Here is a 24,642-nt window from a genome sequence, read left to right on the forward strand (position 1 = left end):
TCGTCCCGACGGCTGCGACGAGGATGCAAAGCCCCCACATTTCTTATGAACGGCGACAACCGTTCGCGGCGCGCGTCGACCGCCTCCGCTGCGAACGGCCAGGTGCCGCCGCGCGGTTGGCGCGGCTTGCAGACGAGGAGAGTGACCATGTCCCCACGGGAAAGGCTCCGGGAAGGTGCGACGCGCATCCCGTCCGGATGCGCCATAGCCGGCATCATGGACCGTACTGGGCGGCGGCATGACGGCGACGACATCCTGAAGTCGATCGCGCTCATGCACGACCGCAGCAACGGCTTGGGAGGCGGTTTCGCCGCCTACGGCATCTACCCCGAATACGCCGAGTTGTACGCGTTCCACATCATGTACGAGAGCAAGGAAGCTCGCACCGAGACGGAGGCGTACCTCGACGCGCACTTCATGTGCGAGAAGCAGGAACGCATACCCACCGAGAACGTGCGCGGCATCCAGGACCCGCCGGACATCTGGCGCTACTTCGCCGCACCCCACCCGGTGAAACTCAATATGAGCGGCCTGGACGAAGCCGAGTACACCATGCAGCACGTGTTCCGCATCAACGCTTCCATCGACGGCGCCTTCGTCGCCTCGTCGGGCAAGAACATGGGCGCGTTCAAGGGCGTGGGATACCCCGAGGACATCGGCGAGTTCTACCGCATCCGCGACTACGACGCCTGGTTGTGGACGGCACACGGGCGCTTTCCCACGAACACGCCCGGCTGGTGGGGCGGGGCGCATCCGTTCACGCTGTTGAACTGGTCCATCGTGCACAACGGCGAGATATCCAGCTACGACGCGAACCGGCGCTACGTCGAGCAGTACGGTTACGACTGCGCCCTCATGACCGACACCGAGGTTATCACCTACCTGTTCGACCTGCTCGTGCGCCGACACGGGTTCTCCCAGGAGATGGCGGCCCATATCATGTGCGCACCCGCCTGGGACGTCATCGACAAGATGGAGCCCGAGCGGGCCGCGTTCGAGACGGCGCTCCGTTGCGTGTATTCCAGCGCCCTCGTGAACGGGCCCATGTCGGTGATCCTGGGGTCCGACGAGGGCATGCTCGCGCTGAACGACCGCCTGAAGCTGCGCGCGCTCATGGCGGGCGAGAAGGGCAGCATGGTGTATCTGGCGTCCGAGCAGGCGGCTATCGAGATCGTCTGCCCCGACGTAGAGAACGTGCGCTCCATCGACGGCGGCGTGCCCTTCGTCGTGCAGCTGGACGAGGTGGCCGCTCGCAAGGCCCGCAAGGTCGACGAGGGTCCGTCCGACCCCGTCGCATCGTGCGTTCCAGCCGCGCGCGTCACGGTGGCCTGCAACGAGAAAAGGGAGGTGTAGACCGTGCTCGATTACCTGCTTCCCCGTTACAAGGTGCTGCGCGACAACGACCAGTGCGTGCAGTGCGGCGTGTGCGAGCGTTCGTGCGCCAACGAGGTCCATCGGGTCGACGAGGAGCTCGGCCGCGTGACGGCCGACCATAAGAAGTGCGTGAACTGCCAGCGGTGCGTGGTCATGTGTCCCACGCAGGCCCTCGCCATAACGCGTTGGCCGCAGGTGGGAAACGGCTCGAACAACTGGACGCTCCAGGCCATGCAGGACATCGCCAAGCAGGCCCAGACGGGGGCCGTGCTGCTGTCGTCCATGGGCAACCCCCAGCACTATCCCATTTACTGGGACCACCTGCTGCTCAACGCGAGCCAGGTCACGAACCCGTCCATCGACCCGCTGCGCGAGCCTATGGAAACGCGCGTGTTCCTGGGCAGCCGCCCCGAAGCGCTCAAAGTGAACGAGGGCGCGCGCACGGCGGCGGCCCCGCTTCCTCCTCAGATCAAACTGGACGTGCCCATCATGTTCTCGGCCATGAGCTTCGGGTCGGTCTCGCTCAACGCGCAGAAGTCGCTCGCTATGGCCGCCGAGGAGCTGGGCACCTATTTCAACACCGGGGAGGGCGGCCTGCACAAGGACCTCGAGCGCTACGGCGACCACGCCGTCGTCCAGGTGGCCAGCGGCCGCTTCGGCGTGGACGTTCGCTACCTGAACGCGGGCGCCATGATCGAGATCAAGATAGGACAGGGCGCCAAGCCCGGCATCGGCGGCCACCTGCCGGGAGAGAAGATCAACGAGGAGGTTTCGCAAACCCGCATGATCCCGCAGGGCACCGACGCCATCTCGCCGGCCCCTCACCACGACATCTACTCCATCGAGGATCTGCGCCAGCTCATCTACTCGCTCAAGGAGGCCACGCGCTACGCCAAGCCCGTCGCCGTCAAGATCGCGGCCGTCCACAACGCCGCCGCCATCGCCAGCGGCATGGCGCGCGCGGGAGCCGACGTCATCGTGGTCGACGGATTCCGGGGCGGCACCGGCGCCGCCCCCGCGCGCATACGCGACAACGTGGGCATTCCCCTGGAGCTCGCCTTGGCGGCGGTCGACCAGCGATTGCGCGACGAGGGCATCAGGTCCCGCGTCAGCCTCGTGGCGGCGGGATCCATCCGCAGCTCGGCGGACGTCGTGCGCGCCGTGGCCCTGGGCGCCGACGCCGTCTACTGCGCGAGCGCCGCGCTCATCGCCCTAGGCTGCCACCAGTGCCAGGACTGCGCGAGCGGCAAGTGCAACTGGGGTATCGCCACGCAGCGTCCCGAGCTCACGCGGCGCCTCAACCCCGAGATCGGCGCCGAGCGCGTGGTGAACCTCGTGCGCGCCTGGAACCACGAGATCCAGGAGATGATGGGCGGCATGGGCATCAACGCCATCGACAGCTTGAGGGGTAACCGCCTTATGCTGCGCGGCGTGGGGCTCAACGAGAAGGAACTTGAAATACTCGGCGTGAAGCACGCAGGGGAGTGAGGGACATGAAGCGAATCTACGCGATCGAGCAATGGTGCATCGACTGCAAGCGCTGCGAGGTGGCCTGCAAGACGTTCCATTCCCACAGCAAGGACACGGTCAAGGCCTTCACGGTCGAATACCCCGAACCCCAGAATCGCGTGCGCGTGGAAGGCGGCTTGCAGCTGTCGGTGGCGGTGAACTGCAGGCACTGCGCCGACCCGAAGTGCGTCGAGGGCTGCATCTCGGGCGCCATGACGAAGAACCCGGTCACCGGGGTGGTCACGTCGAATCCCGAGAAGTGCGTCGGTTGCCGCACCTGCGTGGGCATGTGCCCGTTCGGCTGCGTGCGCATCGAGGACGCCGTCGAGAAGGGCGTGGCCTACAAGTGCGATCTCTGCGGCGACGGGTTGGGACAGCCGGGCGAGCCGAGCTGCGTGGCGGCCTGCCCGAACCGCGCGCTCATCTACGTTGAAAGCGAGGGCTGCTAGCATGGCGAACCGCACGACCGACTACCTCATCATCGGAAACTCGGCCGCCGGCGTCACCGCCGCCGAGTACCTGCGCGCCCGCGACGAAAGCGGATCCATTCTCGTCGTCAGCCGCGAGCCCTATGCCGTGTACGGACGGCCGCTTATCTCGTATTTGATAGAAGGCAAGACGACCGAGGAGGACATGGGCCTCAAGGACGAGGGCTTCTACGGGCGCAACGCCATCGACACGCTGCTCGGCCCCGACTTCGAGGTCGTGGCTCTCCGGGCGGCCGAGCACGAAGCCGTGCTGGCGAACGGCGACGTCGTCGCGTACGGGAAGTGCCTGGTCGCCACCGGAAGCGTTCCGTTCATGCCGCCCATCAAGGGGCTCGAGGGAAAGAGGAACGTGTTCACGTTCCTCTCGCTCGACGATGCCAAGGGCGTGTGGTACGCGGCCCTCGCGGCGACGGAGCGGGCCCATGCCGAGGAGCGCAAAAGCCGCGTCGTCGTCATCGGCGGCGGCCTTATTGGGCTCAAGGCGGCCGAGGCGCTCAGCCACCACGTCGACGACGTCGTCGTGCTCGAACTGGCGCCGCGCATCCTGCCGGCCGTGCTGGACGACCAGGGTGCCGCCGTGCTGCTCGACTTGCTGGCAAGGCACGGCATCACCTGCCTGACCAGCACCTCGGCGGACGAGCTGCGCGGCGCGAACGGCGAAGTGGACGTCCTCGCGCTCACGAACGGCGAGGAGCTGCCCTGCGACCTGTGCGTGGCGGCGGTCGGCGTGCGCCCGAATTCGCAGCTGGCGGTCGATGCGGGCGCCGAGCAGGGGCGCGGCCTCGTATGCGGCACCGACCTGCAAACCACGTTGCCCGACGTGTACGCGGCCGGCGACGTGACCCAGGTGACCGACCTGCTGGACGGCTCCCAGCATCCGCTTGCGCTGTGGCCCAACGCCATGCGGCAGGGCAAGGTCGCGGGCCTGCACATGGCCGGGGCCGACGACGCCGAGCCCTACCTGGGCAGCTTCGCGGTGAACGCCGTCGACTTCTTCGACATTTCGCTGCTCACGGCGGGCGTCATCAACCCGCCCGAGGATGGCGGCTACGATGTGCGCACGGTGGCGGAGGGCTCCGTGTACGCGAAGTTCGTGACGAAGGACGACCGGCTCGTGGGCTACATCCTGCTGAACCGTCCTGCGAACGCGGGCATATACACGGCGCTCATCGAGCAGCGCATCCCGCTCTCGTCCCTGTCGGGCGATCTATTCGCCGACGCCCCGCTCAACCTTGATTTCCCTGCCGACGTCCGGTGGGCTCGCCTGCACAAGTGCTACCCGGCCGATCGGGACGCGCGCGGATGGAAGGAGCAAGCATGACGGATACGACGACTCCCGCACCCGAGCGGGTCAGCGGCAATGCGGTGACGGTGTCGCTCGGCACCGAGCACTTCACCGAGGCCAACGAGGTCGTGCGCGAGGCGTTCGAGCTTGCCGACACGGTGGAGATCGAGCGGGCGTTCGCCCAGCGCTACCTTGGCTGCGGCATGCCGGCGGGCAAGGCCCTCAAGATCCACGGCGTTCCCGGCAACGACATGGCCTGCTACATGGACGGCGGCTCCATCGAGGTGTTCGGCAACGCGCAGGACCAGATCGGCAACACCATGAACGACGGGCTCATCGTGGTGCACGGGCGTTGCGGCGACGCTGCGGGGTACGGCATGCGAGGCGGGCAGATATTCGTGCGCGACGGGTGTGGATGGCGCGTGGGCATACATATGAAGCAGTTCGAGCAGAAGTGCCCGGCCATCGTCGTCGGAGGCGATGCGGGAAGCTTCCTGGGGGAGTACATGGCCGGCGGCGTCATCGTGCTCTTGGGCGAGCCCGGCGCGTACCTCGCCACCGGCATGCACGGCGGCGTCATATACCTGAAACACGAGCTTGCAGACGCCGACGTTCCCTCCGGGCTCGTGCAGGAGCCGCTCGACGCCGACGACCGCGCCATGTTGCGCACGTTGCTCGGCCGCTACAACGAGCTGTTCGTCGACGAGCTCGAGGCGCCGGTCGATACGACGGGCGCGGGCTTTTTCCGGTTGAGGCCCGCCTCCTCGCGCCCCTACGCATCCATGTACGCCAACTAGGGCGTCCTAGCCTCGACTTCCGCGCCGTTTCTCCGTATCATGGCCGAAAGCCGTGAGATGGCAGGAGAGGAGGGTCGACGTGATAACCGTGGCGGACATCGTGGCGCTTCCCGCCTTCAAGCAGGTGCGCCTTGCCGCGATGTGCCCGGGCGGGTACGGGCGCCCCGTGTCCAACGTGGGCATCATGGACTGCATGCCCGACGAGGGGGCCTACGCCGACTACCTGCCGGGAGAGTTCATCGTGTCGAACCTGGGTTTCGCGCGCGACGATCCCGAGCGCTGCGAGCGGGCCCTCCTGGCCATGCTCGCCCGCGGCGTGGCCGCCGTGGCCGTCAAGACGGTGTACGCGCCGCCTATCGGCGATCGCGTTCTGGCCGCGAGCACGGCGCAGGGGGTGCCCCTGTTCCTCTACGAGGGCGACTACCACGAAGTCGTGGCTTACCAGGCGCTCGACCTCATACGGCGCGACGGCGAGGAGTCGGACAAAGGGCGCAAGATCGACGCGCTGCTCGCCGGGCACGACGGCTCGGCCCTGCGCGCGGCCCTCTACGAGATAGCCGGCCTCACCGGGTCGACCGTGCAGTGCCTTGCCGTCGCCCCGCGAGCGGACGACGAATGCTCGCTATACGCCGCGCTCGGCGTGCTCGACGGCGTGCTCGCCGCGTTCCGCCGCGACTGGGGCAGCGTCGTGGACGCGCGCGCCTGCCGCTACCACGGCGCGCTGCTCGCGTTCGTGTCGTACGCGCAGCCGCCTGCCTGCGCGCGCTCGCGGTCGGAGGCCGACCTGCTCGCTCGCGCGACCTCTGCCGCGCCCCTGTTCTGCGGCATGGGGGAGGAGACGCCGCTTTCGGAGGGCGACCTGGCCATCCGCCAGGCGCTCGCGGCCCTCGGCGAGGCCCGTTCCCGCAACGTCGCGGCCGTGCTCTGGGCCGACATGCGCGAGGGTGCGTTTCGCATCGCCGCGCGCGAGGACCGGCTGTTCGCCCGCACCTGCGCGCTCTACCGCAACCTGCTCGCCTCCTACGACGAGGCGAACGACGCCGAGCTCGCCGCGACGGCCGAGGCGTTCGCCGCCTCGTGCGGAGACGTTCGCATGGCGGCCGAGCGCCTCGGCCAGCACCCGAACACCGTGCGCTACCGCCTGCGCAAGGCAAGGGACGTGCTCGGCATGCCCGAGGCGTCCGACCGCGAGCTCGCCCGTTTCCTCGCGTTCGTGGCCTTGGGCGCGTAGCTCCTTTTGTCCGATCGGACAAAAGGAGGCCTCCCGATTGTCACGCCCCTCCAAACGCTTGCCGGCGCCCGCGCCGTACACTGGGAGGCGCAAGGGAAGCGAGCGAGAGGAGAACCCCATGAAGAACCTGCTCAACGAGCAAGCCGTGTCGGCTCTGGCGGAGCTGCCGCTCCATGAGCTGAGCTACTGCCTCAAGTTGGCGAAGCGCTTCGAGACGCTCGGCATCGAGGGCGAGCGCGCCAGCAGCGCCCTGTGCTCCATCATCGACGCCGGCGTCGTGGGCGCCGCGCGGGAGTGAGCGCGCGACTGCGGTGCGCGGCGCTCCGGCGCGCGCACCTATCGCAAAGAAGAAGGGGCGCCCGCGGGTGCCCCTTCTCAACGCATCTGCAAACAGGATGCCGTTAGTCGGCAACCTCCACCAGCGTGATCTCGAAGTTGAGGTCCTTGCCGGCCAGCTCGTGGTTCATGTCGAACGTGGCGATGCCGTCCTCGATGGACTCAACGAACACGGGGAACGACTGACCGCCCGGGCCGCGCATGTACACGGTCTGGCCCACGGGAAGCTGCTCGCCGTTGGGGATCTGGCTCACGGGAACCTTCTGCACCATGTCCTCGCGGCGCTCGCCGTACGCCTCGGCGGCGGGGATGTGCACGTTCTTCGTCTCGCCCTGGGCCATGTCCTTCACCGCGGCGTCGAAACCGGGGATCATCTGGCCGGCATCGCAGGTGAACTCGATGGGCTCTCCGCGGTCGACCGACGAGTCGAACTTCGTGCCGTCGTCAAGCGTGCCGGTGTAGTGGACTTTGACCTTCTTGCCTTCGTTGCTCATGAACGAGCTCCTCTCAATGTGAAAAACCGTGGATCCAGTCTACCCCAACGGCTCATGCGGCCTCGTCCCAGGGCTGAAACCCTCTCCAAGTTGCCATAAGTTCGTTGACATCCGGAGCATGCGGCCCGCCGGAGCATGCGGCCCGCCCCGCTCAGCGATGCGGCAGCTCTTCCACGCCCAGCAGCGTCATCTCGAAGTTGAGCGCCTTGGCGATGGCCTCGTGGTTCATGTCGAACACGGCCTTCTCGTCGGTCAACTCCACCAAACGCGCCGGGTAGGTCTGACCCGTGGGATCCTCCAAATTCACCATCTCGCCCACCACCAGCTTCACCGATGCGGGGATCTTCGCGCGCTCCACCTCCATGACGCGCTCGTCGGTGCGCTCCTCGTAGGCCTCGTTCGCGCCCACATGGACCCGCCGCGTCTCGCCCACCTCCATATCGCGCACGGTTTCGATGAACGCCGGAGGCATCCACCCGTCCAGGCAGGGGAACTCGATGGGCTGCTCCGTCTGGTCGATGAACACGGCACCGTCGTCGAAGAAGCCCTTGTACGCCACCCTCACCATCTTGCCCGCGTTGTCCACGTCAACCTCCTTGCTCTGCATCTGCCGCCATCGTTCGCTCCGCTCAGGATGACAAGCCGTCAGGCTCTCCCTAGCCTTCGCGTTCCGCCAAATCGGCCAGCGTGACGCGCTGCTCCGCGAGGCGCGCAAGCGGTTCCAGGTAGCGCCGCTCGTCCTCCGCGAGCCCCCGGCGCGCCAGCCGCACGATCTCGTCGACCAGCTCGGCCACGGGCCGCCCGTACACCTCGGCCTCGTAGCCCCGCTCCATGAGCGCGTCCTTGGCCGCCTCGACGGCGGTTCCGTCCACACCGGCGAACAGCTCGTCGAGCGCGTCGAGGTTGGCGGCGTCGTAGAACAGCCCCTTCACCAGGCCGGCGTACGCCACCACATAGGGTACGGGCATGGCGTCGGCGGGCCTGATCTCGATGTACGTTTTCAAGCGCACGTCGTTGAAGAACATGGACACGGCGTGCTCCACCTCGGCGCGCGTCATGGTGCGTTCGGCGTATATCTCGCCGAACGTGCGCTCCGAGTAGCACCACTGCTCCTTGCGGCAGGGTATGAGGATGGCCGGCGTGTCCAGAATGTACTCCGCGTAACGGCGCAGGTCGAACGCCGGGTCCATCACGCCGGGCACCAGGCCGCAGCGGTCGGGGTCGCAGTACCGCCATATCTCGGTGCGCACGAGCTCGTGGGTGCGCGGCGCTCCCTCGAACACCGGCGCGTTGTCGCACATGAGCGAGAACAGCGGCACGAGCGCGAACGCCAGCCGCAGCTTGCGCAGGCAGTCGGCCGTCGACCAGTAGTCTATCGACACCTGCGTGGAGGCGCTGCCGCGCATCATGCGCGGCCCGAACGGCCCCTTCTCGCCCAGGTACAGGTTCATGAACTTGTAGCGTCGCTTGGGAATGAGCTCCAAATCCAGCGCCTTGGCGGAGGGGTGGTAGCCCACCGTGAGCGCGCGCTCACGGTGCGGCTCCAGCACCGAGGACAGCTTCCGCTCGAACGCCTCGAACGCCTCGAGCGCTTCGTCGAGGTTCCGGTACGGTCCGGCCGAGAGCTCCACCTGCGCCGCCGGCTCGATGGTCACGGCCTCGCCGGGGCGGGCGACGCCCAGAAGGTCGCCCTCGGGATCGCGCGTCGTGGAGGGGAAGTCGGCTTCCAGCTGGCCCAGCAGCCATTCCACGCCGTAGGGCTCGCTGTACGACACAGGGCTCAGGTTGTCGTGCACGAGGGTGTGCTCCAGCTCGATCCCCAGCTCGCCCGGCGCGTCGGCGGGCGTGATGCCGCTTTCGAAGTACGAGACGATGGCGTCGACGTTGCTCGACCGTGCGGGCTGGTCAACGGGGGTATCCGGTTCGGTCGCGGGTGTGTCGACCACATCCGCTGCGGCTGTTTTATTCATGTAGCAAGCTCCTGAAAAGCATTGGTCCGTGCAAGGTTACGTTACTTTGTATACAATACCCTTTTGGCTGCCATGCTTTGTCGGCAAAATGTCATCATTCGCTTTTCCATTCGGGGACGGGGCAACCTTTGGATGCTCATATCACAAAAAGAACAGCGCTGCTTTTGCTGCTCGATATCGTAGCGACGTACGCCGCCTACTGGCTCGCGTCGTTGCTCACCGCCGTCGAGGACGAGGTGTTCGTCAACAACGAGATCTTCTTCATGCTGGGCATCCTCGCGCTCATCAACGTGGCCGTGTTGGGCCTGTTCAGGCTGTACAACAACCTCTGGGAGTACGCCAGCGTCGACGAGGCCATCCAGATCATGTTCGCCGTGGTGCTGTCCACGCTCATCGGCGCCGTGTTCCTGTGGATCATCGACGTGCGCCTGCCCATCCGCGTGTTCTTCGTCTCGTGCTTCCTGCTCATATTCTTCATGGGCGGCATACGCCTGATCTTCCGCGTCATGCGCCAGAAGAAGCGCGCCCTGGGCTCCGCGCAGCGCGCCTGCGACCGGCCGCGCACGCTCATCGTGGGCGCGGGGGAGACGGGCTCGCTCGCCATCGGCCGCATGGCGTCGAAGGATCCGCTCATGCCCGGCGTCGCCATCGTCGCCACCGACGACGACGTCTCCAAGCGCGGCAGCCGCATCCACGGCGTGAAGGTGGCGGGCACCACCGAGGACATCGTCGAGCTGGTGGAGCGCTACGACATCGAGCAGATCGTCGTGGCCATCCCCTCCGCCTCGCTCGAGGACCGCAAGCGCATCTACGGCGAGTGCACGAAGACCGAGTGCAAGCTGCGCACGCTGCCCAACATCCGTGAGCTCTCGCTTGACGAGATCGGCGACGTGCGGCTGCGCGACGTCGACGTGGCCGACCTGCTGGGCCGCGAGGAGATCATCCTCAACACGCGCGCCGTGTCGGGCTACATCGCCGGCGAGACGGTGCTCGTCACGGGCGGCGGCGGCTCCATCGGCAGCGAGCTCGCCCGCCAGCTGTGCAAGGTTGCGCCCGCGCGCATCGTCGTGTTCGACATCTACGAGAACGACGCCTACATGCTGCGCAACGAGCTGCTGTCCGAGTACGACGACATCGACGTGATCATCGAGATCGGCAGCGTGTGCGACGAGGCCCGCGTGGCGGAGGTGTTCGCGAAGTACCGCCCCGGCGCCGTGTTCCACGCCGCAGCCCACAAGCACGTGCCGCTCATGGAGGCATGCCCGCGCGAGGCGCTCCACAACAACGTGTTCGGCACGCTCAACGTGGTGAAGGCCGCCGACGCGTACGGCGCGGCGCGCTTCATCTTCATCTCCACCGACAAGGCCGTGAACCCCACGAGCGTCATGGGCGCCACGAAGCGCATGGGCGAGATGATCATGCAGTACTACGCCCGCACGTCGAAGACCATCTTCTCGGCCGTACGGTTCGGCAACGTGCTGGGCAGCAACGGCAGCGTCATCCCCGTGTTCCAGCGCCAGATCGCGGCCGGCGGCCCCGTCACGGTCACGCACCCCGAGATCGAGCGCTTCTTCATGACCATCCCGGAGGCGTCGCGCTTGGTCATCCAAGCGGGCGGCATGGCGCACGGTGGCGAGATATTCATCCTCGACATGGGCGAGCCGGTGAAGATCGTCGACTTGGCGAAGGGCCTCATCCAGCTGCAGGGCCTCGTGCCCGACGTGGACGTGAAGATCACGTTCACGGGTCTGCGCGACGGCGAGAAGATGTACGAGGAGCTGCTCATGGACGAGGAGAGCACGCTTCCCACCGACAACAAGTCCATCATGATATCCACCGGCCAGGAGATCAGCTACGACGAGGTGGCCGCCAAGCTCGACGAGCTGGAGGGGGCCATCGGCAAAACCGACGAGGAAGCCGTGCGCATCCTCGAGGAAGCCGTCCCCACCTACCGCCACACCAAGAACTGCGCGTAGGGAAGCTCTCCGGCTGGCGATACCCCCTCCGTAGGGGCGGGCTGCTGCACCCTGCGAAACCCATGCGGCAAGCGCACCTACACCTCCACAGCATGCTCCCTCGTCTCAATTCCACTCGCATGGCCCGAACGACGCCGATTCGCGATAATAAACCCTAAGCCGACGGGCCGTGCGCCAGTCGGCTCCTCTTTTGGCGGCCGATGGCGAAGCGGCCCAAAAGGGCTCGCTTTTCCGAAAGCGATGGGGTGAGCAATGAAGCGAGAAGGCAACGTGTACGGATACGCGCGCGTATCGGCAAAGGATCAGAAGCTCAGTCGACAGATAGACGCCTTGACTGAGTTTCCCGTTGCGGCGGAGCGCATCTTCGCAGACAAGGCGAGCGGCAAGGATTTCGAGCGGCCCGAATACCGCAGGTTGGTCGAGCGGCTCGAGCCCGGCGACGTGATGGTGGTTAAGAGCATCGACAGGCTGGGGAGAAACTACAACGAGATACTCGAGCAATGGCGCATCCTCACGAAGGTGAAGCGGGTGCATGTCGTGGTGCTCGACATGCCGCTCTTGGACACGCGCAACGACCAAAACGGCATCACGGGCGTGTTCCTTGCCGATGTCGTTTTGCAGCTCCTCAGTTATGTTGCACAACTGGAGCGTGAAAACATTCGCCAACGGCAAGCGGAGGGCATCGCAGCGGCCCAAGCGCGCGGCGTGCGGTTCGGCCGACCGGCCATCGAGCTGCCCAGCACATTTCAATCCGTCAAAACGGCATACCTATCGGGCCAGGTCACACGCGCGGAAGCTGCCAAGCGCCTGTGCGTGTGCACCAGGACGTTCGATCGATGGATGAAAAAAGAGGGCGCTCAAAACGAAGAAGTCGCTCGCGGCGAAAGGCCAGTCGAAAAAGCCGTCTGAATAATTTTCGTTGCCAAAACGTAGACTTTTTGTCGCACGTATAACTAGCTTGCCATATTTCCAAGGCCTTGCATCCGACCTGCGCTTTTCTTTCAATCGAGATTATCGGCCATCTTTGTCAAAAAGTCTACGTTTGCTACAGCGGCTCAGGCGTGGCGGCGATTCGCCCCGTCAGCCGCAGCATCCGAACTTGCACGAAGCATGCGAGGGAGGAAGCCGGTGGCAGCGGAGGCACGACAGCGCAGAGAATTGCCCATGGGGTTCCTGTCGAACGGCCCGTCTCGCGACGGTGCGCTTCGCTGGTACGCCATTCACGTGCCCGAAGGCCGTGAGGATGCGGTGGCGGGTAAGTGCCGCCAGCTTCTGGCGTCGGATCTCGTCGAAGACTGCTTCGTTCCCAAATACGAACGGTACATGAAGTACGAGGGCGCTTGGCGCATCGTCGTCCACCCCATGTTCAGCGAGTACGTGTTCGTGGCCACGCGCGACGTGCGTGCCCTGTCGAAGGCGCTCGGGCAATTGTCGTTTCCCGTGTCGCTCGTGGGCAGGAGGGACCGCTCGTACGCGCCGCTTTCGTCCGCGGTGCAGACGTGGCTCGAATCGGCGCTCGACGACGCGCACGTGCTGCGTGCGAGCGAGGGCCGCATCGAGGGCGGCGTCCTGCGCGTGGAGCGGGGCCCGCTGCGCGGCTGCGAGGGTCGTGTGCGCAAGATCAACCGCCACAAGCGGATGGCCTATCTCCGTTTCGACGAAGGGGGCGACGGCGACTGCGTGCTGCAAGCGGCGCTGAACGTTCCGGTGAAGAACTAGCACGACCCCGGTTTCCCGCTGGGAGCCCAAAGCGGAGGCGCGTTGGGCTCCCAGCGGGAAACCGCGACGAACATATCCTGAGAAGCGCGGGCGGTGCCATCGGCGGGCCGAGCGGAACCAGGGGAATGCATACTCTCGATGCCGCGGGCCGAAGGGCCCGCATGGCGAAGCCGTGTCCGCCCGAGAACGAGGAGGCCGCTCATGTGGTACGTGATCCAAGTGCTGTCAGGGCAAGAGGACAAGGCGTGCGAGCTCATCAACCTGCATGCAGCCGGCGAGCTCTCCCGGGATGGCAGGCCCGTCCTCAAGGAATGCTTCGTGCCGCGCTACCAGGTGGAACGCAAGTTCCACGGGCAGTACCGCACCCTCACGCGCAACCTGTTCCCCGGCTACGTCATAGCCGTCACCAACCGTGTCGGCGAGCTGAACGACCGTTTGGGAAGGATCCCCACGTTCACGCGCATGCTCGGCAGCGAGAAGTCGTTCGTTCCCCTCGATCGGTCGGAAAAGGCGTTCATCAACGCCTTCACCACCGAGAAGCATCGCACGATTCACCTGTCGAAGGCGGTGATGGAAGGCGACGAGGTGGTGGTCACCGAGGGTCCCATGATCGGCCGCGAAGGCTGGATCACCGAGGTCAACTGCCGCAAAGGAACCGCCCGCGTCGAAGTGAGCATGTTCGGAAGAACCATCAACGTAGAGATCGGACTCGCAATTGTCGGCCGAAGGCCTGAAAAATAACAACATCCCCGTGCGGTATGGCGTGCGGAGCGGAAGCCGAAAGTCGGTTCTCCCTGTCATCCTGAGCGGAGGCGGCGGAGCCGCCGCAGTCGAAGGATCTCCTGCGGCGTCAGCCGAATCTCTTAAGGCGTGCGCAATCGGGGGGGGGGCGTTGATCTTAGCGCTCTGCCAGTTGCATTTCCACCTGCCGACTCGGACGAGGTAGCTGTGTTCCGCATCATCCGAACGAATCGCCAAGAGAAGGCGGCCGCATGACCGTCGAAGAACCCGCAGTAGCGGTCGAAGGGGAAGAGACGCTCGAGGTGCCTGATGCGGTATTTCTCGTGTCCGAACCAGCGTCGGAGAGCCTCGCTTCGATCCCCTTAAGTGCGGAAAGGCGGGTGGCTTACCGTTTTGCGAAGCGCACGTTCGATATCGTCTTTTCGTTAGGCGCGATCGCCGTACTGCTGATTCCGTCCATCGCGCTATGCATCGCCATTCGCATAGAGTCGTCCGGTTGCCCCATCTACTCCCAGAAGCGCGTGGGCCGCGTCAGCCGTAATGGCGAGGTCGCGACGTTCGACATGTACAAGTTTCGCAGTATGTATGCCGACGCCGACGAGCGCCTGTCCGAGCTGCAGCACATGAACGAGGCCGACGGCCCGCTGTTCAAGATCAAGGATGACCCCCGCGTAACGCGCATCGGCCGCTTCATCCGCAAGCATTCAATAGACGAGCTCCCGCAGTTCGTGAACTGTCTGCTCGGACATCTCTCCTGCGTGGGTCCGAGGCCGCCCCTGCCCTCTGAGGTGGCCCAATACGACGAGCGCGCCATGCGCCGCCTGTCGGTGAAGCCCGGACTCACGGGCTACTGGCAGGTGAGCGGCCGCAGCGAAACGAGCTTCGACGACATGGTGGATCTGGACCTCAAGTACATCCGGGAGCGTGGGGTCATCACCGACCTCAAGGTGATCGCCCGCACGGTTGCGGTAATGTTCACGGGCAAGGGGGCATGCTGATGGAGCTGTCCAAGGCGAAGGTGTGCATTCCCGCATCAAGTGGTGGGCATCTCACTCACATGAGAATGCTCATGCCTGTCATAGAGAAGGCGCATGACCGCTTCTGGGTGACTTTCGATAAGGCTGATGCTAACGCGGCTCTTGCCGGGGAGCGAGTCTACCATTGTTTCTTCCCTACGAATCGCAATGTAAAAAACACCGTGAGGAACACGATACTGTCGATTGGGATTCTCCGGAAAGAGCGCCCCGATTTGATTATCTCGTCGGGGGCGGCGGTAGCCGTGCCTTTCTTTCTTGTCGGAAAACTGATGGGCGCTAAAACCGTCTATGTCGAAGTTTTCGACCGCATCGATGCTCCGACGCTCACCGGCAGGCTCGTTCGCCGGTTTACCGATCTCTTTGTCGTTCAATGGCCTGAGATGACTTCGGTCTACCAGGGATCTGTTGACCTCGGATCAATTTTTTAGGGGAGGCGGCAGATGATTTTTGTGACCGTGGGCACCCATGAGCAGCAATTCGACCGCCTGGTCAAGTCGATGGACCGCCTGGTGGCGGATGGGGCTGTCGATGAGCCCGTCTTCATTCAAACGGGCTATTGCGTATACGAGCCGAAGAGTTGCGAATGGAAGAAGTTTCTTCCAGCGTTCGAGATGCGTTCCCGCATGGAAGCTGCCGACGTCGTCGTAACTCACGGTGGCCCATCGAGCTTCATCGAGGCGATGGCTGCGGGCAAGGTGCCCGTCGTGGTTCCCAGGCGGGCAGAGCTCGGTGAGCACGTCAACGATCATCAAACTGATTTCGTCCATGAGGTTGCCGAGAGGCAGGGCGGCATCGTTCCCGTCTCAGACATGATTGATCTGCCCGCCGCCATCGAAGAGGCTCGGCGTCGCACCGCAGACGGCATGAGCTTTGAGAGCCATAACGCGAAGTTCTGCGACGAGCTTGAGCTTCTGATAGAAAGATTGTAAGAAGATGCGCAAGCCAAAGGTCGGCATACTGTCGATGCAACGCATACGCAACTATGGGTCGTTTCTGCAGGCGTATGGGCTGAAACGCCTGCTCGAATCGCTCGGCTGCGAGGCACGCTTTGTGGACTTCCGTCCGGGACGCTGTCTAGTCGAGTCGAAAGCATCCCGTCTTCCGCGTCCTGCAGCCAAGCTCACCGAGGTCCTCAGCGGTCCCGGTCCACTTGCCGCGAAGATCGCGTATGCCAACTACAAACGCCGGTACGACTTGCGATCATGGCCGCTGCTCGCTCTGCCGGATGAGCCTGACTACCGCACAGATGACCTTGACATGCTCGTGATTGGTTCCGACGAGGTGTTCAACTGCGTGCAGTCTAATCCCAATGTCGGTTACACCTCGGACCTCTTCGGCGCGGCGTCGGAGGCGGGACGGCTCGTCACCTACGCCGCCTCCTGCGGAAACACCACCGTTGCAAAGCTACATGAGTATGGGGTGGCGGACGAGGTTTCGGGTTGGCTTTCCCGTTTCGATGCAGTATCTGTGCGGGATGAGAATAGTGCGTCGGTCGTGTGCGAGCTCATTGGGGCCGATCCCGTCCGGAACTTGGATCCCGTTCTCGCCTGGGATTTCTTCGGTGAGGAGGACGTTCCGGCACCTCCCGTTGCGGGTCGCTACATGATTGCCTACGCCTATTCGGGCAGGCTCGCGGCGAGCGAGTGCTCGGCGCTGCGTGCCTATGCGGACAGGCGCCGCCTCAAAGTTGTGAACGTCGGGGGCGTGCAGGGCTGCTGCGACGAGTTCCTCGACCTCGGCCCGTTCGAGGTCTTGGCGGCGTTCAAAGGGGCCGAGTGCGTTCTCACTGACACGTTCCACGGAACCATTCTTTCAACCATCGCGGAGCGTCCGTTCGCCACGATCGTTCGCACGGAGGGCTACGGTAATGCCGAGAAGCTGACCGATCTGATTGGCAGGCTCGATCTGGAGGATAGGATCGCCTCATCAAAAGAAGATTTTGCGCAACTGCTCGATGAGGCTCCGGATTGGGAGTCCGCCCGTGCTCGCATTGAGAGGGGCCGCGCCGACGCTGCCGAATACCTGGCCAAGGAGGTCTCAGCATGTACACAGAGTTGAAGGCGTACCAAATCATCATCTCGCTTCTGAAGGAGTACGGCATTCGCCGCTGCGTGTTATCGGCGGGTAGCCGTAACGTGCCGTTTGTGCACTCCGTCGAAGAGGATCCGTTCTTCGAGTGCTACTCGATTGTAGACGAGCGGAGCGCGGGCTACTTCGCACTCGGCCTCGCGCAGGAATCTGGCGAGCCGGTCGTCATCTCCTGCACGTCGTCGACGGCAACTTGCAACTATTGGCCACCGGTTACCGAGGCTTTCTACCAGGGCGTCCCTCTTGTTGTGCTTACCAGCGATCGCGACCCAGCGATGCTTGGGCAGTGGGAGGACCAGATGATTGACCAGGCGGGCATGTTCGATCGTCACGTGCGCAAGTCAGTGAACCTGCCGATTGTAAATGACCACGACGATTTCCTTTTCTGCCAGCGCTTGGTCAATGAGGCTCTGCTCGAGCTTGACCATCGCGGTACGGGGCCAGTGCATATTAACGTGCCCATGAAGAGCTACAACAACTCTTTCAACGTGCGCGAGCTGCCGAGGGTCACGCGGATTCGCTGCGTCGAGGAGCGTGATGACTGGGCACCCTATGCGGAGATGTTGGCCGGGGCTAAGCGCGTCCTCGTCGTTGCCGGGCAGACCACGGGCGCCTCGCCCGAACTCGCGGAAGCTCTCGACCGCTTTTGTCGCTCGTGCAACGTCGCCGTGGCCGCCGAGCTTATGGCGAACATTCCGCGTGACCACGCTTTCAACCCCACGCTTTGCATGGAGTACCGCTACATAACGGAGAAGAAGTTCTCCGAGTTCGTGCCTGACATCGTGATTTCTTTCGGTGGGAACATGACGGCGGGGCTCAAGGATATGCTCCGCAAGAAGGCGGGATGCTTTGAGCATTGGTCCGTTCGCGAGGACGGCTCGGTCTGCGATATGTACAAGAGCCTTACGACCATTTTCGAATGCACGCCGGAGGCCTTCTTCGGCGGCATGGCGGACGCCCTTGCGGGAGGGTCGAACGATGGGGAGTATCTCGCTTCGCTCAAGACGTATGAAGCATCGGCGGCAGTCCCAGAACTGCCGTGGTCGAACGTCCTCGCCATTAGGGAGGTCGTCGAGAGGATTCCTTCCGGGTCGATTCTCCACCTTGCAATCAACAATGCGATTCGCATCACCAACTTCTTCGAGCTAAATCCCGGAATCAAGGTGTATGCGAATATCGGGACTCACGGTATCGACGGTCCCGTATCGTCTCTGCTCGGCCAGGCGGCAGCAGACGGAAAGCCAGCTTACCTGGTGGTTGGCGACCTCGCCTTCTTTTACGACATGAACGCCCTTCGCATTCGCCACGTCTCTGATAAGGTTCGCATTCTGTTTCTGAACAACCAGGGCGGCGAGGAGTTCTACTACAACCGCATGTGGAAGAACGAGGCGTCCGACCTGCACACGACGGCACGCCACCACACGAAAGGCGAGGGCTGGATCCGCGAGTGCGGGTTCCGGTACCTGTCTGCGCGGAACGAGGCGGAGCTGGACGCCGCGCTGGAGGAGTTCTTCGACGACGGTGCGGAGGAACCCATCATCCTGGAGGTTTTCACTGAGATGTGCTCCGATTCCGAGGCGCTCTACGACATCTACGATGCGACCCGCCCGCGCGATGCACAGTCCGAGGCGATTCGCCGCTCCAAGGAGCTTGTCAAGAGGACGATCGGACAAGAGAAGGCCCAACACATTGCGGGTATCTTCAAGAGGGGCTAGCATGGGAATCAAGAGATACATAAGGAAGGTCGCGAAGTTCGTCCTGTCCTCCTCGTCGACACAGCACGTGACGGTTGAAGTGGCCCGGGTGGAATCAGGCTCGCTCCTTGCGGGCAGACGCGTCATCGTCACCGGCGGCGGGCGAGGTCTCGGTTTTGCCATTGCCGAGCGTTTCGCCTCGGAGGGCGCCCGCGTGATTGTGTCCGGTCGCAACGAGGAAACCCTAAGACGTGCGTGCGGGAAGATCGGCGCGTCGGCGTCGTACATGGTCGCCGATGTGCGCGATGTCGAACATGCTCCAAGGTTCCTGGACGCCTGCGAAGAGCGGTTGGGCGGTTCCGCCGACAGCCTCGTCTGCAACGCCGGAGTATCGCTGCACGAGGGGCATTTCTCCAACGTCACGGTCGAGGGGTTCGACGCGCAGTTCGAAACCAACGTACGCGGGGCTTTCTTCCTTTCCAAGGAGTTCTTGGAGCGCCGTTTGAGCGCGGCAGAGCCCTCCGGGAGTCTGCTTGTCGTCACTTCGGAGACCGGGATGCAGGCTTACGACACTCCTTACGGCATGACCAAGGCTGCTATGGACAGCTTCGTGCGCGCTGCTTCGCGTCGCGCATACAAGCGCGGCGTCCGCGTAAACGCGATTGCTCCGGGTGTGACGCTTTCTGACATGACAGCCGAATATGCTGACGCATCCGACGGCAACCTTTGGCGCGACTGCGCCTCGGGAAGGACTTTCTTGCCCGAAGAGGTCGCTGAGGTCGCGCTCTTCCTGTTGTCAGACGCTTCCAAGTGCATTTCCGGAGAGGTGATTCACACCAACGCCGGCAATCATATTAAGGCGTTCTGGGATGAGGCGGCGGATGAGTGATGCTGCCGTGCTGTCGTTGGCCCATTGCATGCTTTCTTTAGTTGATATAGCAATTTGATCTGCTGGGTGGCAGATAAGGCGTCGGCTGCCGACCGGCAGATAATTACGGCTAGTTTTGCTGCTTCGGGATTAGGTTTACATGCGGGCTCGGGTCTCTGTTGGTGTCTTGTTTGTGCAGGCTTGTGCCATCCATCGAACGAAGAGGAATGACGATTGTAGCGATGACGAATTCTCATTCGATACCTAAAACAATTCATTATGTATGGTTTGGGGGAAATCCTCTGACCCCCCTAGCAGAAAAGTGTGTTGCGTCGTGGAAGGAACAATGCCCTGATTACGAGATAATTCGCTGGGATGAGTCGAACTTCGACGTAACTCAGAATCGATATTGCTTTGAAGCGTATAAAAGCAAAAAATGGGCTTTTGTAAGCGATTATGCCCGTCTAAAAGTTCTTGTTGATTATGGCGGCATTTATATGGATGCAGACGTTGAGGTTCTGCGATCAATAGACCGCTTTTTATTCGAAGAAGCCTTTTCGGGTTTTGAAACCAATACCAGTATTCCGACCGGAATAATGGCATGCCGAAAGGGGTTCCCGCTGTTTAAACGATTGTTGGATGAGTATGATGAAAGAAGATTCATACTCCCAAACGGCGCTTTCGATACTACACCAAACACGAAGTATATTACGAATACGTGCCTCGATGCGGGGCTTGTTCTGAACGGACGGAAGCAGACAATCGAGGGCTTCGCTCTCTATCCAAAGGACTTCTTCTGTCCAAAAAGTTGGCATACAGGATTAATCGAGCTGACCGATAACTCCTACACAATCCATCACTTCAGCGGATCGTGGCATCCTGAAGACAGGCAAGAGGTGGAGCTGCACCAAGCTTTAGCAAGAAGGTTTCCCCGGGCACCTCATAAGTGCATTTTTGTCGCCGCAAATCTCGCCCTCTGCATCAAGGAGAGAAGTCTGAGCCCCCTGTTTAAAAAATTGAAGAAGCGTCGAGGAAAGGGAATGGGGCAGTAGACGAGACCATGTCTCGAAGAGGGCTAACAGAAAAATGGTGAAAGGCAGTCTCAATGATGCGAAAGTGTATCGGTTGTACAGGTTGCATTTATCACTGATTGCCCAAGAGGAAGGAGTTGCGCTGTGACTATTTCCGGCATTCAGGACAAATCATCATTTCTTAATATCGTGCCATGGCTCATCGCCTTAACGCTATGTTTGCTTTTCGGAGCGTTTATGCATCAGGAGATAGCATGTCTTGGTATTGCCCTGTTGATTTCTACTCTTTACGCTTCAATGGGTTGGAAAGAGAAGGCAAATGCGCCGATCCTGATCGTGTGGCTGCTGTCACTCCAGAATCTAATGATTGGCGTCGGCGCTCATGTTTCAGGCAATGATTCCGGCGATTTGATCTGGCTTACGCAAATTCCTTTTGCGGTGACTGGCGTTTTATTTGTTTCGGTCATTTTGGATCGCATGAATAAGCCCATGGTCGATAGGATTAATAAGTATTTTATTCTACTTGCTATTTGGATTGCCGTCATGTTTCTTCTTGGAGTAGGGTCTCTAGCGGCACGTTTGGTTAGTGTTCGTAACGCAACGGTTTTTTTCATGGCATTCTGCATAGCAAGAGAATACCTTAAGGAAGATTCCGAGCGGGAACGATTCTATTTCCAATTTGGCATATGCTGCGTAATTGTTTCGGTAGCTGGCATAGTTTTGATGACCCAGGATGTTGCCTTCTGGATGAATATGGGACTTTCTGAGGTCTACATTGCGAAGCAATCTCCTATTTCACTCACAACAGAATGGGGTCATCGATTCGTTACCTCGGTTGATGGAATTCATAATGTCGTCAGAATGATGTCGACGTACTATGAGCCGGTAAATCTAGCGTATTTGTTATCTGCTGGCCTGATATGCATCGGGTTGACTTGGAAGAAGGGGGTACCGAAATACTTGGCGCTATTGATTGTTGCTCTGGGTCTATTCTTGACTTTCGGTAAGGGCGGCTGGATGGTGGCTGGCGTATTTGTCTTGTTCTTGTTGTTCTACAAATCAAGCACAAAACGAAAAACCGACGAGCATGGTTTAAGGCGCCCTCTTGTTATTTTGGGGATAATACTAACTGGAGCTTCTCTAGCGGCAATATTGTATTTTCTGTTTGTCGGTGGGGCTGTGAGGCCTCATTTTTGGGCGGTAATCAATACGTGGGAAAATGTAATTTCGCGTCCGGTTGGGCATGGTCTTGGCAGTGGAGGAAACGCTGCCTATGCTTTCAATTCGGCATTGGGCGAATGGCTTTCAACCGGCGAAGAGTCCGCGCTGATGTCGTTTATGTATCAAATCGGAATCCCAGGAGTTCTTCTTCTTCTGCTCACTATGATCGCGTTTTGCAAGACAAGTAGAAGCATTCTGCCTTCCAGTAAGGGTGCGGCGCTATTTTCGCTACCTATCATTTTGCTAGCTGTTTCGCTGCTTCAGGACAACACTTTTGCGCCGCAGTGCATCATTCCTTTTATGTTTCTGCTTGGTTCGATTAGTGCAGAAGCGAAAGACGCATCGCGATTATCCGATATCAATTCCACTTCTGGAGAAGTGTTCAAAGCTATCCCCTGTAGGGCAGGAACAGCGCAAACAATTGGAAGCGCCGAGGGCGGATTTCGTTTGAGAGAACGGCAATATAAATGAAAGCTGCAGTAATGACATGGCACACTTACAAAAACTACGGCTCTTTGCTGCAGGCTTATGCGCTGCAGGAAGCTTTCCTGCAGAACAACGTGACTTCGTTTTTAGTGGACTATGATCCGAGGGATTTTCAGCGAAACGAGTTTTCAGGGGCGACAGGGTATGTAAAATATCATGCTAGGAGGCTCCTCAAGCAGCATTATGCAGGCCAAAATGGGTTTTTCGCAAATTTCGTGTACCCACAGTACGAAGACAAGGCTCGCGATGAAGCCTTTCACGAGTTCGGAAAGATGCATCTACGCTACACGAAAAGATGCGTATTAGCTTCTGATTTCTATGAATTAAACGAAGAGTATGAAATTTTGGCGTGCGGTAGCGATCAGATTTGGGCTCCTACCAGCTTCAATCCTCGCTACTATTTGGATTTCGCAAAGGATCCGGCAAGAACCTTAGCATATGCGCCAAGTATTGGCCTGCCGGAAATACGCGATAAAGCGATAGGGCAACAAGTTGCAAGGCTAGCTGGCAGGATTGCCCATCTCTCTATTCGCGAGCAGCGTGGTGCGGAAATCCTAGAGTCTCTCCTGGGCGTTCGGCCGACGGTTGTCCTTGATCCGACGGCTCTTCTCACGGGGGAGGAGTGGCTCGAACGATTCTCGATAGGCAACTCGAAGGATGCGAAGAATCCGTATGCTGTCTGCTATTTTCTTAGTGATGACAGACGCAAATGGGAAGATGCGCAAAGAATAGCGAAGGAAAACAAGTTGCGCCTGCTGGGTATCCCCGTGTTCAAGAAGGATGCCACACGTGGCGTAGAGCTCTGTTACGGCGTCGGGCCAATCGAATTCCTTTCACTCATCGCTGGATCTAATGCCGTGTTCACGGACTCTTTCCATGGGACGATGTTCTCGCTGCTCTTTCATAAGGATTTGCATGTGTACAAGCGGTTCTCCGACTCCAGCAGTACAAATCAAAACTCGCGTATCAGCAACATACTTGCAATAGCAGGATTGGGTGACAGCGTTTTGCATGACGTACAGTCGAAAGTTCGGAAGCCTGTCAGTGCAATCGATTGGAATGAAGTGGACAGGAGAATCGAAAGCGCAAGATGCGCCTCAAAGGCGTTTTTATCGAAATCGATTGAAGAAATATCCGATCATGTTTATACCAGCGAGTTGGCCTCATTTCCGCCGACGATGACATGTTGCGGTTGCGGGGCCTGCGTATCGGTATGCCCTGCGAAAGCCCTTCACCTTCATGAAAACGAGAATGGCTTTTTCGAGGCTTTCATTAATCGAAACAAATGTATCGAGTGCGGTATCTGCGTCAAAGTGTGTCCTTTCTCAAATCGGCAGGGTGCAGACATCGAGAGAGCAAAAATGTTCTCATACGTCACCGCAGATTCGGCGGCGCTTAAGCGAAGCGCTTCGGGTGGTATTTCAAACGATCTTACAATTGAGGCCCTTGCGCACGGGTGCGAAGTGACGGGGTGCGCCTTGGAGGAGGGCTGTTGTGGGGCTGCTCATAATACCATCTCTTTCGATGAAGGATTGCCGGAGGCATTCCAGGGATCGAAATACATCCAAAGCAACTTCACGATGGCATTTCAAACGCTAAGGCACAGCGGTTTTCAGGTTGTGTTCGGTACCCCTTGTCAAATCGCTGCGCTGCGAAATATCCTTGTTCTCAAGGGCGAGGAAGAGAGATATCTACTCGTGGACCTCATCTGTCACGGGGTGCCTTCGGCGCATCTTTACAGAAAGACGATCAACGAGTTCATGTCGCTATCTGAATCGCAAGATGAACTCCTAAAAGTTCTATTTCGTGATAAAGAGTCAGGCTCGTGGCAGGACAGGTGCATGAGTATCATCGGCACAAGCAGAAAACAATCTCTTAAATCCAACGAAGCCCCATTTTATTCATTTTTTAACCAAGGCAACTGCTATATGGATTCTTGCTATGAGTGCCTCTGGAGGAGATCTTCCGCTGCGGATATACGCGTTGGCGATTACTGGGGAAAGCGCTTCTCCGACAACCAGGAGGGCGTTTCGATGGTCGTTGTTTTCACCGAGAAAGGTGAAAAAGCCGTAGAGCGCCTCTCGCGGACTAGGACGTCCCACTGTGAGCTGCAGGATATCTCGGACTATCTAACGGTGCAGCAACTCAAGAACCGTTCCAAGCCCGTGCATAAGGATGCCCTTGTCTCGGAGTTGAAAGATCCTGCTAAGTCGTTAAAGGAGCTGGAAAAACGTTGGTGTCCCGAACGAAGGATTCAAAAATCAATCAGGAAGGCCAAGCGCTCTTTTCGCAGGTAG

Annotated in this window: 23 protein-coding genes; 20 read left to right on the top strand and 3 right to left on the bottom strand. The window is 60.8% G+C overall.

The genetic code is table 11. The features are described from left to right. Positions 1–147 precede the first annotated feature (147 nt). From HCH03_RS06410 to HCH03_RS06440, 7 genes are all read left to right on the top strand, one after another. Positions 148–1,353: a class II glutamine amidotransferase gene (locus HCH03_RS06410; RefSeq protein ID WP_221688816.1), complete on the top strand. Its 1,206-nt coding sequence runs from the start codon at positions 148–150 to the stop codon at positions 1,351–1,353. A 3-nt stretch (positions 1,354–1,356) separates the two neighbouring features. Beyond that, positions 1,357–2,862: a glutamate synthase-related protein gene (locus tag HCH03_RS06415; protein ID WP_080143526.1), complete on the top strand. Its 1,506-nt coding sequence runs from the start codon at positions 1,357–1,359 to the stop codon at positions 2,860–2,862. Positions 2,863–2,867: 5 nt separating this feature from the next. Next, entirely contained in the window at positions 2,868–3,332 is a 465-nt protein-coding gene (locus HCH03_RS06420) for a 4Fe-4S dicluster domain-containing protein (RefSeq protein WP_080145201.1), read from the top strand. A gap of 1 nt (position 3,333) precedes the next feature. Next, positions 3,334–4,692, top strand: coding sequence for an NAD(P)/FAD-dependent oxidoreductase (locus HCH03_RS06425; RefSeq protein WP_221688817.1), 1,359 nt, complete (start codon positions 3,334–3,336; stop codon positions 4,690–4,692). Beyond that, positions 4,689–5,453 carry a glutamate synthase gene (locus HCH03_RS06430; RefSeq protein WP_221688818.1) on the top strand — a complete coding sequence of 255 codons (765 nt, stop codon included), beginning with the start codon at positions 4,689–4,691 and terminating at the stop codon, positions 5,451–5,453. Before HCH03_RS06425 ends, HCH03_RS06430 begins: the two co-directional genes overlap by 4 nt. 79 nt (positions 5,454–5,532) lie before the next feature. Then, positions 5,533–6,684 carry a PucR family transcriptional regulator gene (locus tag HCH03_RS16780; RefSeq protein WP_221688819.1) on the top strand — a complete coding sequence of 384 codons (1,152 nt, stop codon included), beginning with the start codon at positions 5,533–5,535 and terminating at the stop codon, positions 6,682–6,684. Positions 6,685–6,802: 118 nt separating this feature from the next. Next, the gene (locus HCH03_RS06440; protein WP_080143522.1) at positions 6,803–6,982 is read left to right on the top strand and encodes a hypothetical protein; all 180 of its coding nucleotides are present in this window, start codon (positions 6,803–6,805) and stop codon (positions 6,980–6,982) included. A 103-nt stretch (positions 6,983–7,085) separates the two neighbouring features. Here the strand turns inward: HCH03_RS06440 and HCH03_RS06445 are convergent, their stop codons facing one another. The 3 genes from HCH03_RS06445 to HCH03_RS06455 all read right to left on the bottom strand — a co-directional run bounded on the left by HCH03_RS06445 (position 7,086) and on the right by HCH03_RS06455 (position 9,484). Beyond that, positions 7,086–7,514, bottom strand: a complete 429-nt coding sequence (locus HCH03_RS06445) for an FKBP-type peptidyl-prolyl cis-trans isomerase (RefSeq protein WP_080143521.1) — start codon at positions 7,512–7,514, stop codon at positions 7,086–7,088. Positions 7,515–7,665: 151 nt separating this feature from the next. Further along, positions 7,666–8,100, bottom strand: a complete 435-nt coding sequence (locus tag HCH03_RS06450; RefSeq protein WP_080145200.1) for an FKBP-type peptidyl-prolyl cis-trans isomerase — start codon at positions 8,098–8,100, stop codon at positions 7,666–7,668. A 70-nt stretch (positions 8,101–8,170) separates the two neighbouring features. Beyond that, on the bottom strand, positions 8,171–9,484 hold the full coding sequence (locus HCH03_RS06455; RefSeq protein WP_221688820.1) for a glutamate-cysteine ligase family protein: 1,314 nt from the start codon (positions 9,482–9,484) through the stop codon (positions 8,171–8,173). A gap of 164 nt (positions 9,485–9,648) precedes the next feature. On the opposite strand from HCH03_RS06455, the gene HCH03_RS06460 reads away from it, so the two are divergent. The 13 genes from HCH03_RS06460 (at position 9,649) to HCH03_RS06520 (ending at position 24,642) form a co-directional block, all read left to right on the top strand. Beyond that, on the top strand, positions 9,649–11,460 hold the full coding sequence (locus tag HCH03_RS06460; RefSeq protein WP_246599794.1) for a polysaccharide biosynthesis protein: 1,812 nt from the start codon (positions 9,649–9,651) through the stop codon (positions 11,458–11,460). A 252-nt stretch (positions 11,461–11,712) separates the two neighbouring features. Continuing rightward, on the top strand, positions 11,713–12,369 hold the full coding sequence (locus tag HCH03_RS06465; RefSeq protein ID WP_080143518.1) for a recombinase family protein: 657 nt from the start codon (positions 11,713–11,715) through the stop codon (positions 12,367–12,369). A 255-nt stretch (positions 12,370–12,624) separates the two neighbouring features. Further along, the gene (locus HCH03_RS06470) at positions 12,625–13,179 is read left to right on the top strand and encodes a transcription termination/antitermination NusG family protein (protein ID WP_221688822.1); all 555 of its coding nucleotides are present in this window, start codon (positions 12,625–12,627) and stop codon (positions 13,177–13,179) included. 201 nt (positions 13,180–13,380) lie between these two features. Next, the gene (gene loaP, locus HCH03_RS06475) at positions 13,381–13,920 is read left to right on the top strand and encodes an antiterminator LoaP (RefSeq protein ID WP_221688823.1); all 540 of its coding nucleotides are present in this window, start codon (positions 13,381–13,383) and stop codon (positions 13,918–13,920) included. Between the two features lie 251 nt (positions 13,921–14,171). Continuing rightward, positions 14,172–14,918, top strand: coding sequence for a sugar transferase (locus HCH03_RS06480; protein ID WP_221688824.1), 747 nt, complete (start codon positions 14,172–14,174; stop codon positions 14,916–14,918). Next, positions 14,918–15,385: a PssD/Cps14F family polysaccharide biosynthesis glycosyltransferase gene (gene pssD, locus HCH03_RS06485; RefSeq protein WP_221688825.1), complete on the top strand. Its 468-nt coding sequence runs from the start codon at positions 14,918–14,920 to the stop codon at positions 15,383–15,385. Before HCH03_RS06480 ends, pssD begins: the two co-directional genes overlap by 1 nt. A 12-nt stretch (positions 15,386–15,397) precedes the next feature. Next, positions 15,398–15,886 carry a glycosyltransferase gene (locus tag HCH03_RS06490; RefSeq protein ID WP_221688826.1) on the top strand — a complete coding sequence of 163 codons (489 nt, stop codon included), beginning with the start codon at positions 15,398–15,400 and terminating at the stop codon, positions 15,884–15,886. A gap of 4 nt (positions 15,887–15,890) precedes the next feature. Next, positions 15,891–17,015 (top strand): polysaccharide pyruvyl transferase family protein, encoded by a 1,125-nt coding sequence (locus tag HCH03_RS06495; RefSeq protein WP_221688827.1) that lies wholly within the window; start codon positions 15,891–15,893, stop codon positions 17,013–17,015. Continuing rightward, positions 17,000–18,760 (top strand): 2-succinyl-5-enolpyruvyl-6-hydroxy-3-cyclohexene-1-carboxylic-acid synthase, encoded by a 1,761-nt coding sequence (menD, locus tag HCH03_RS06500; protein WP_221688828.1) that lies wholly within the window; start codon positions 17,000–17,002, stop codon positions 18,758–18,760. The genes HCH03_RS06495 and menD overlap by 16 nt, the downstream gene beginning before the upstream one ends. Before the next feature lies 1 nt (position 18,761). Next, positions 18,762–19,628, top strand: coding sequence for an SDR family NAD(P)-dependent oxidoreductase (locus HCH03_RS06505; protein ID WP_221688829.1), 867 nt, complete (start codon positions 18,762–18,764; stop codon positions 19,626–19,628). 206 nt (positions 19,629–19,834) lie between these two features. Beyond that, a complete protein-coding gene (locus tag HCH03_RS06510; protein WP_221688830.1) occupies positions 19,835–20,659 on the top strand; it encodes a glycosyltransferase family 32 protein in 825 nt (274 codons plus the stop codon). A 123-nt stretch (positions 20,660–20,782) separates the two neighbouring features. Beyond that, positions 20,783–22,330: an O-antigen ligase family protein gene (locus tag HCH03_RS06515; RefSeq protein ID WP_221688831.1), complete on the top strand. Its 1,548-nt coding sequence runs from the start codon at positions 20,783–20,785 to the stop codon at positions 22,328–22,330. Next, positions 22,327–24,642 (top strand): polysaccharide pyruvyl transferase family protein, encoded by a 2,316-nt coding sequence (locus HCH03_RS06520; RefSeq protein ID WP_221688832.1) that lies wholly within the window; start codon positions 22,327–22,329, stop codon positions 24,640–24,642. Before HCH03_RS06515 ends, HCH03_RS06520 begins: the two co-directional genes overlap by 4 nt.

The organism is Gordonibacter massiliensis (ex Traore et al. 2017) (assembly GCF_019731765.1).
GTDB lineage: Bacteria > Actinomycetota > Coriobacteriia > Coriobacteriales > Eggerthellaceae > Gordonibacter > Gordonibacter massiliensis.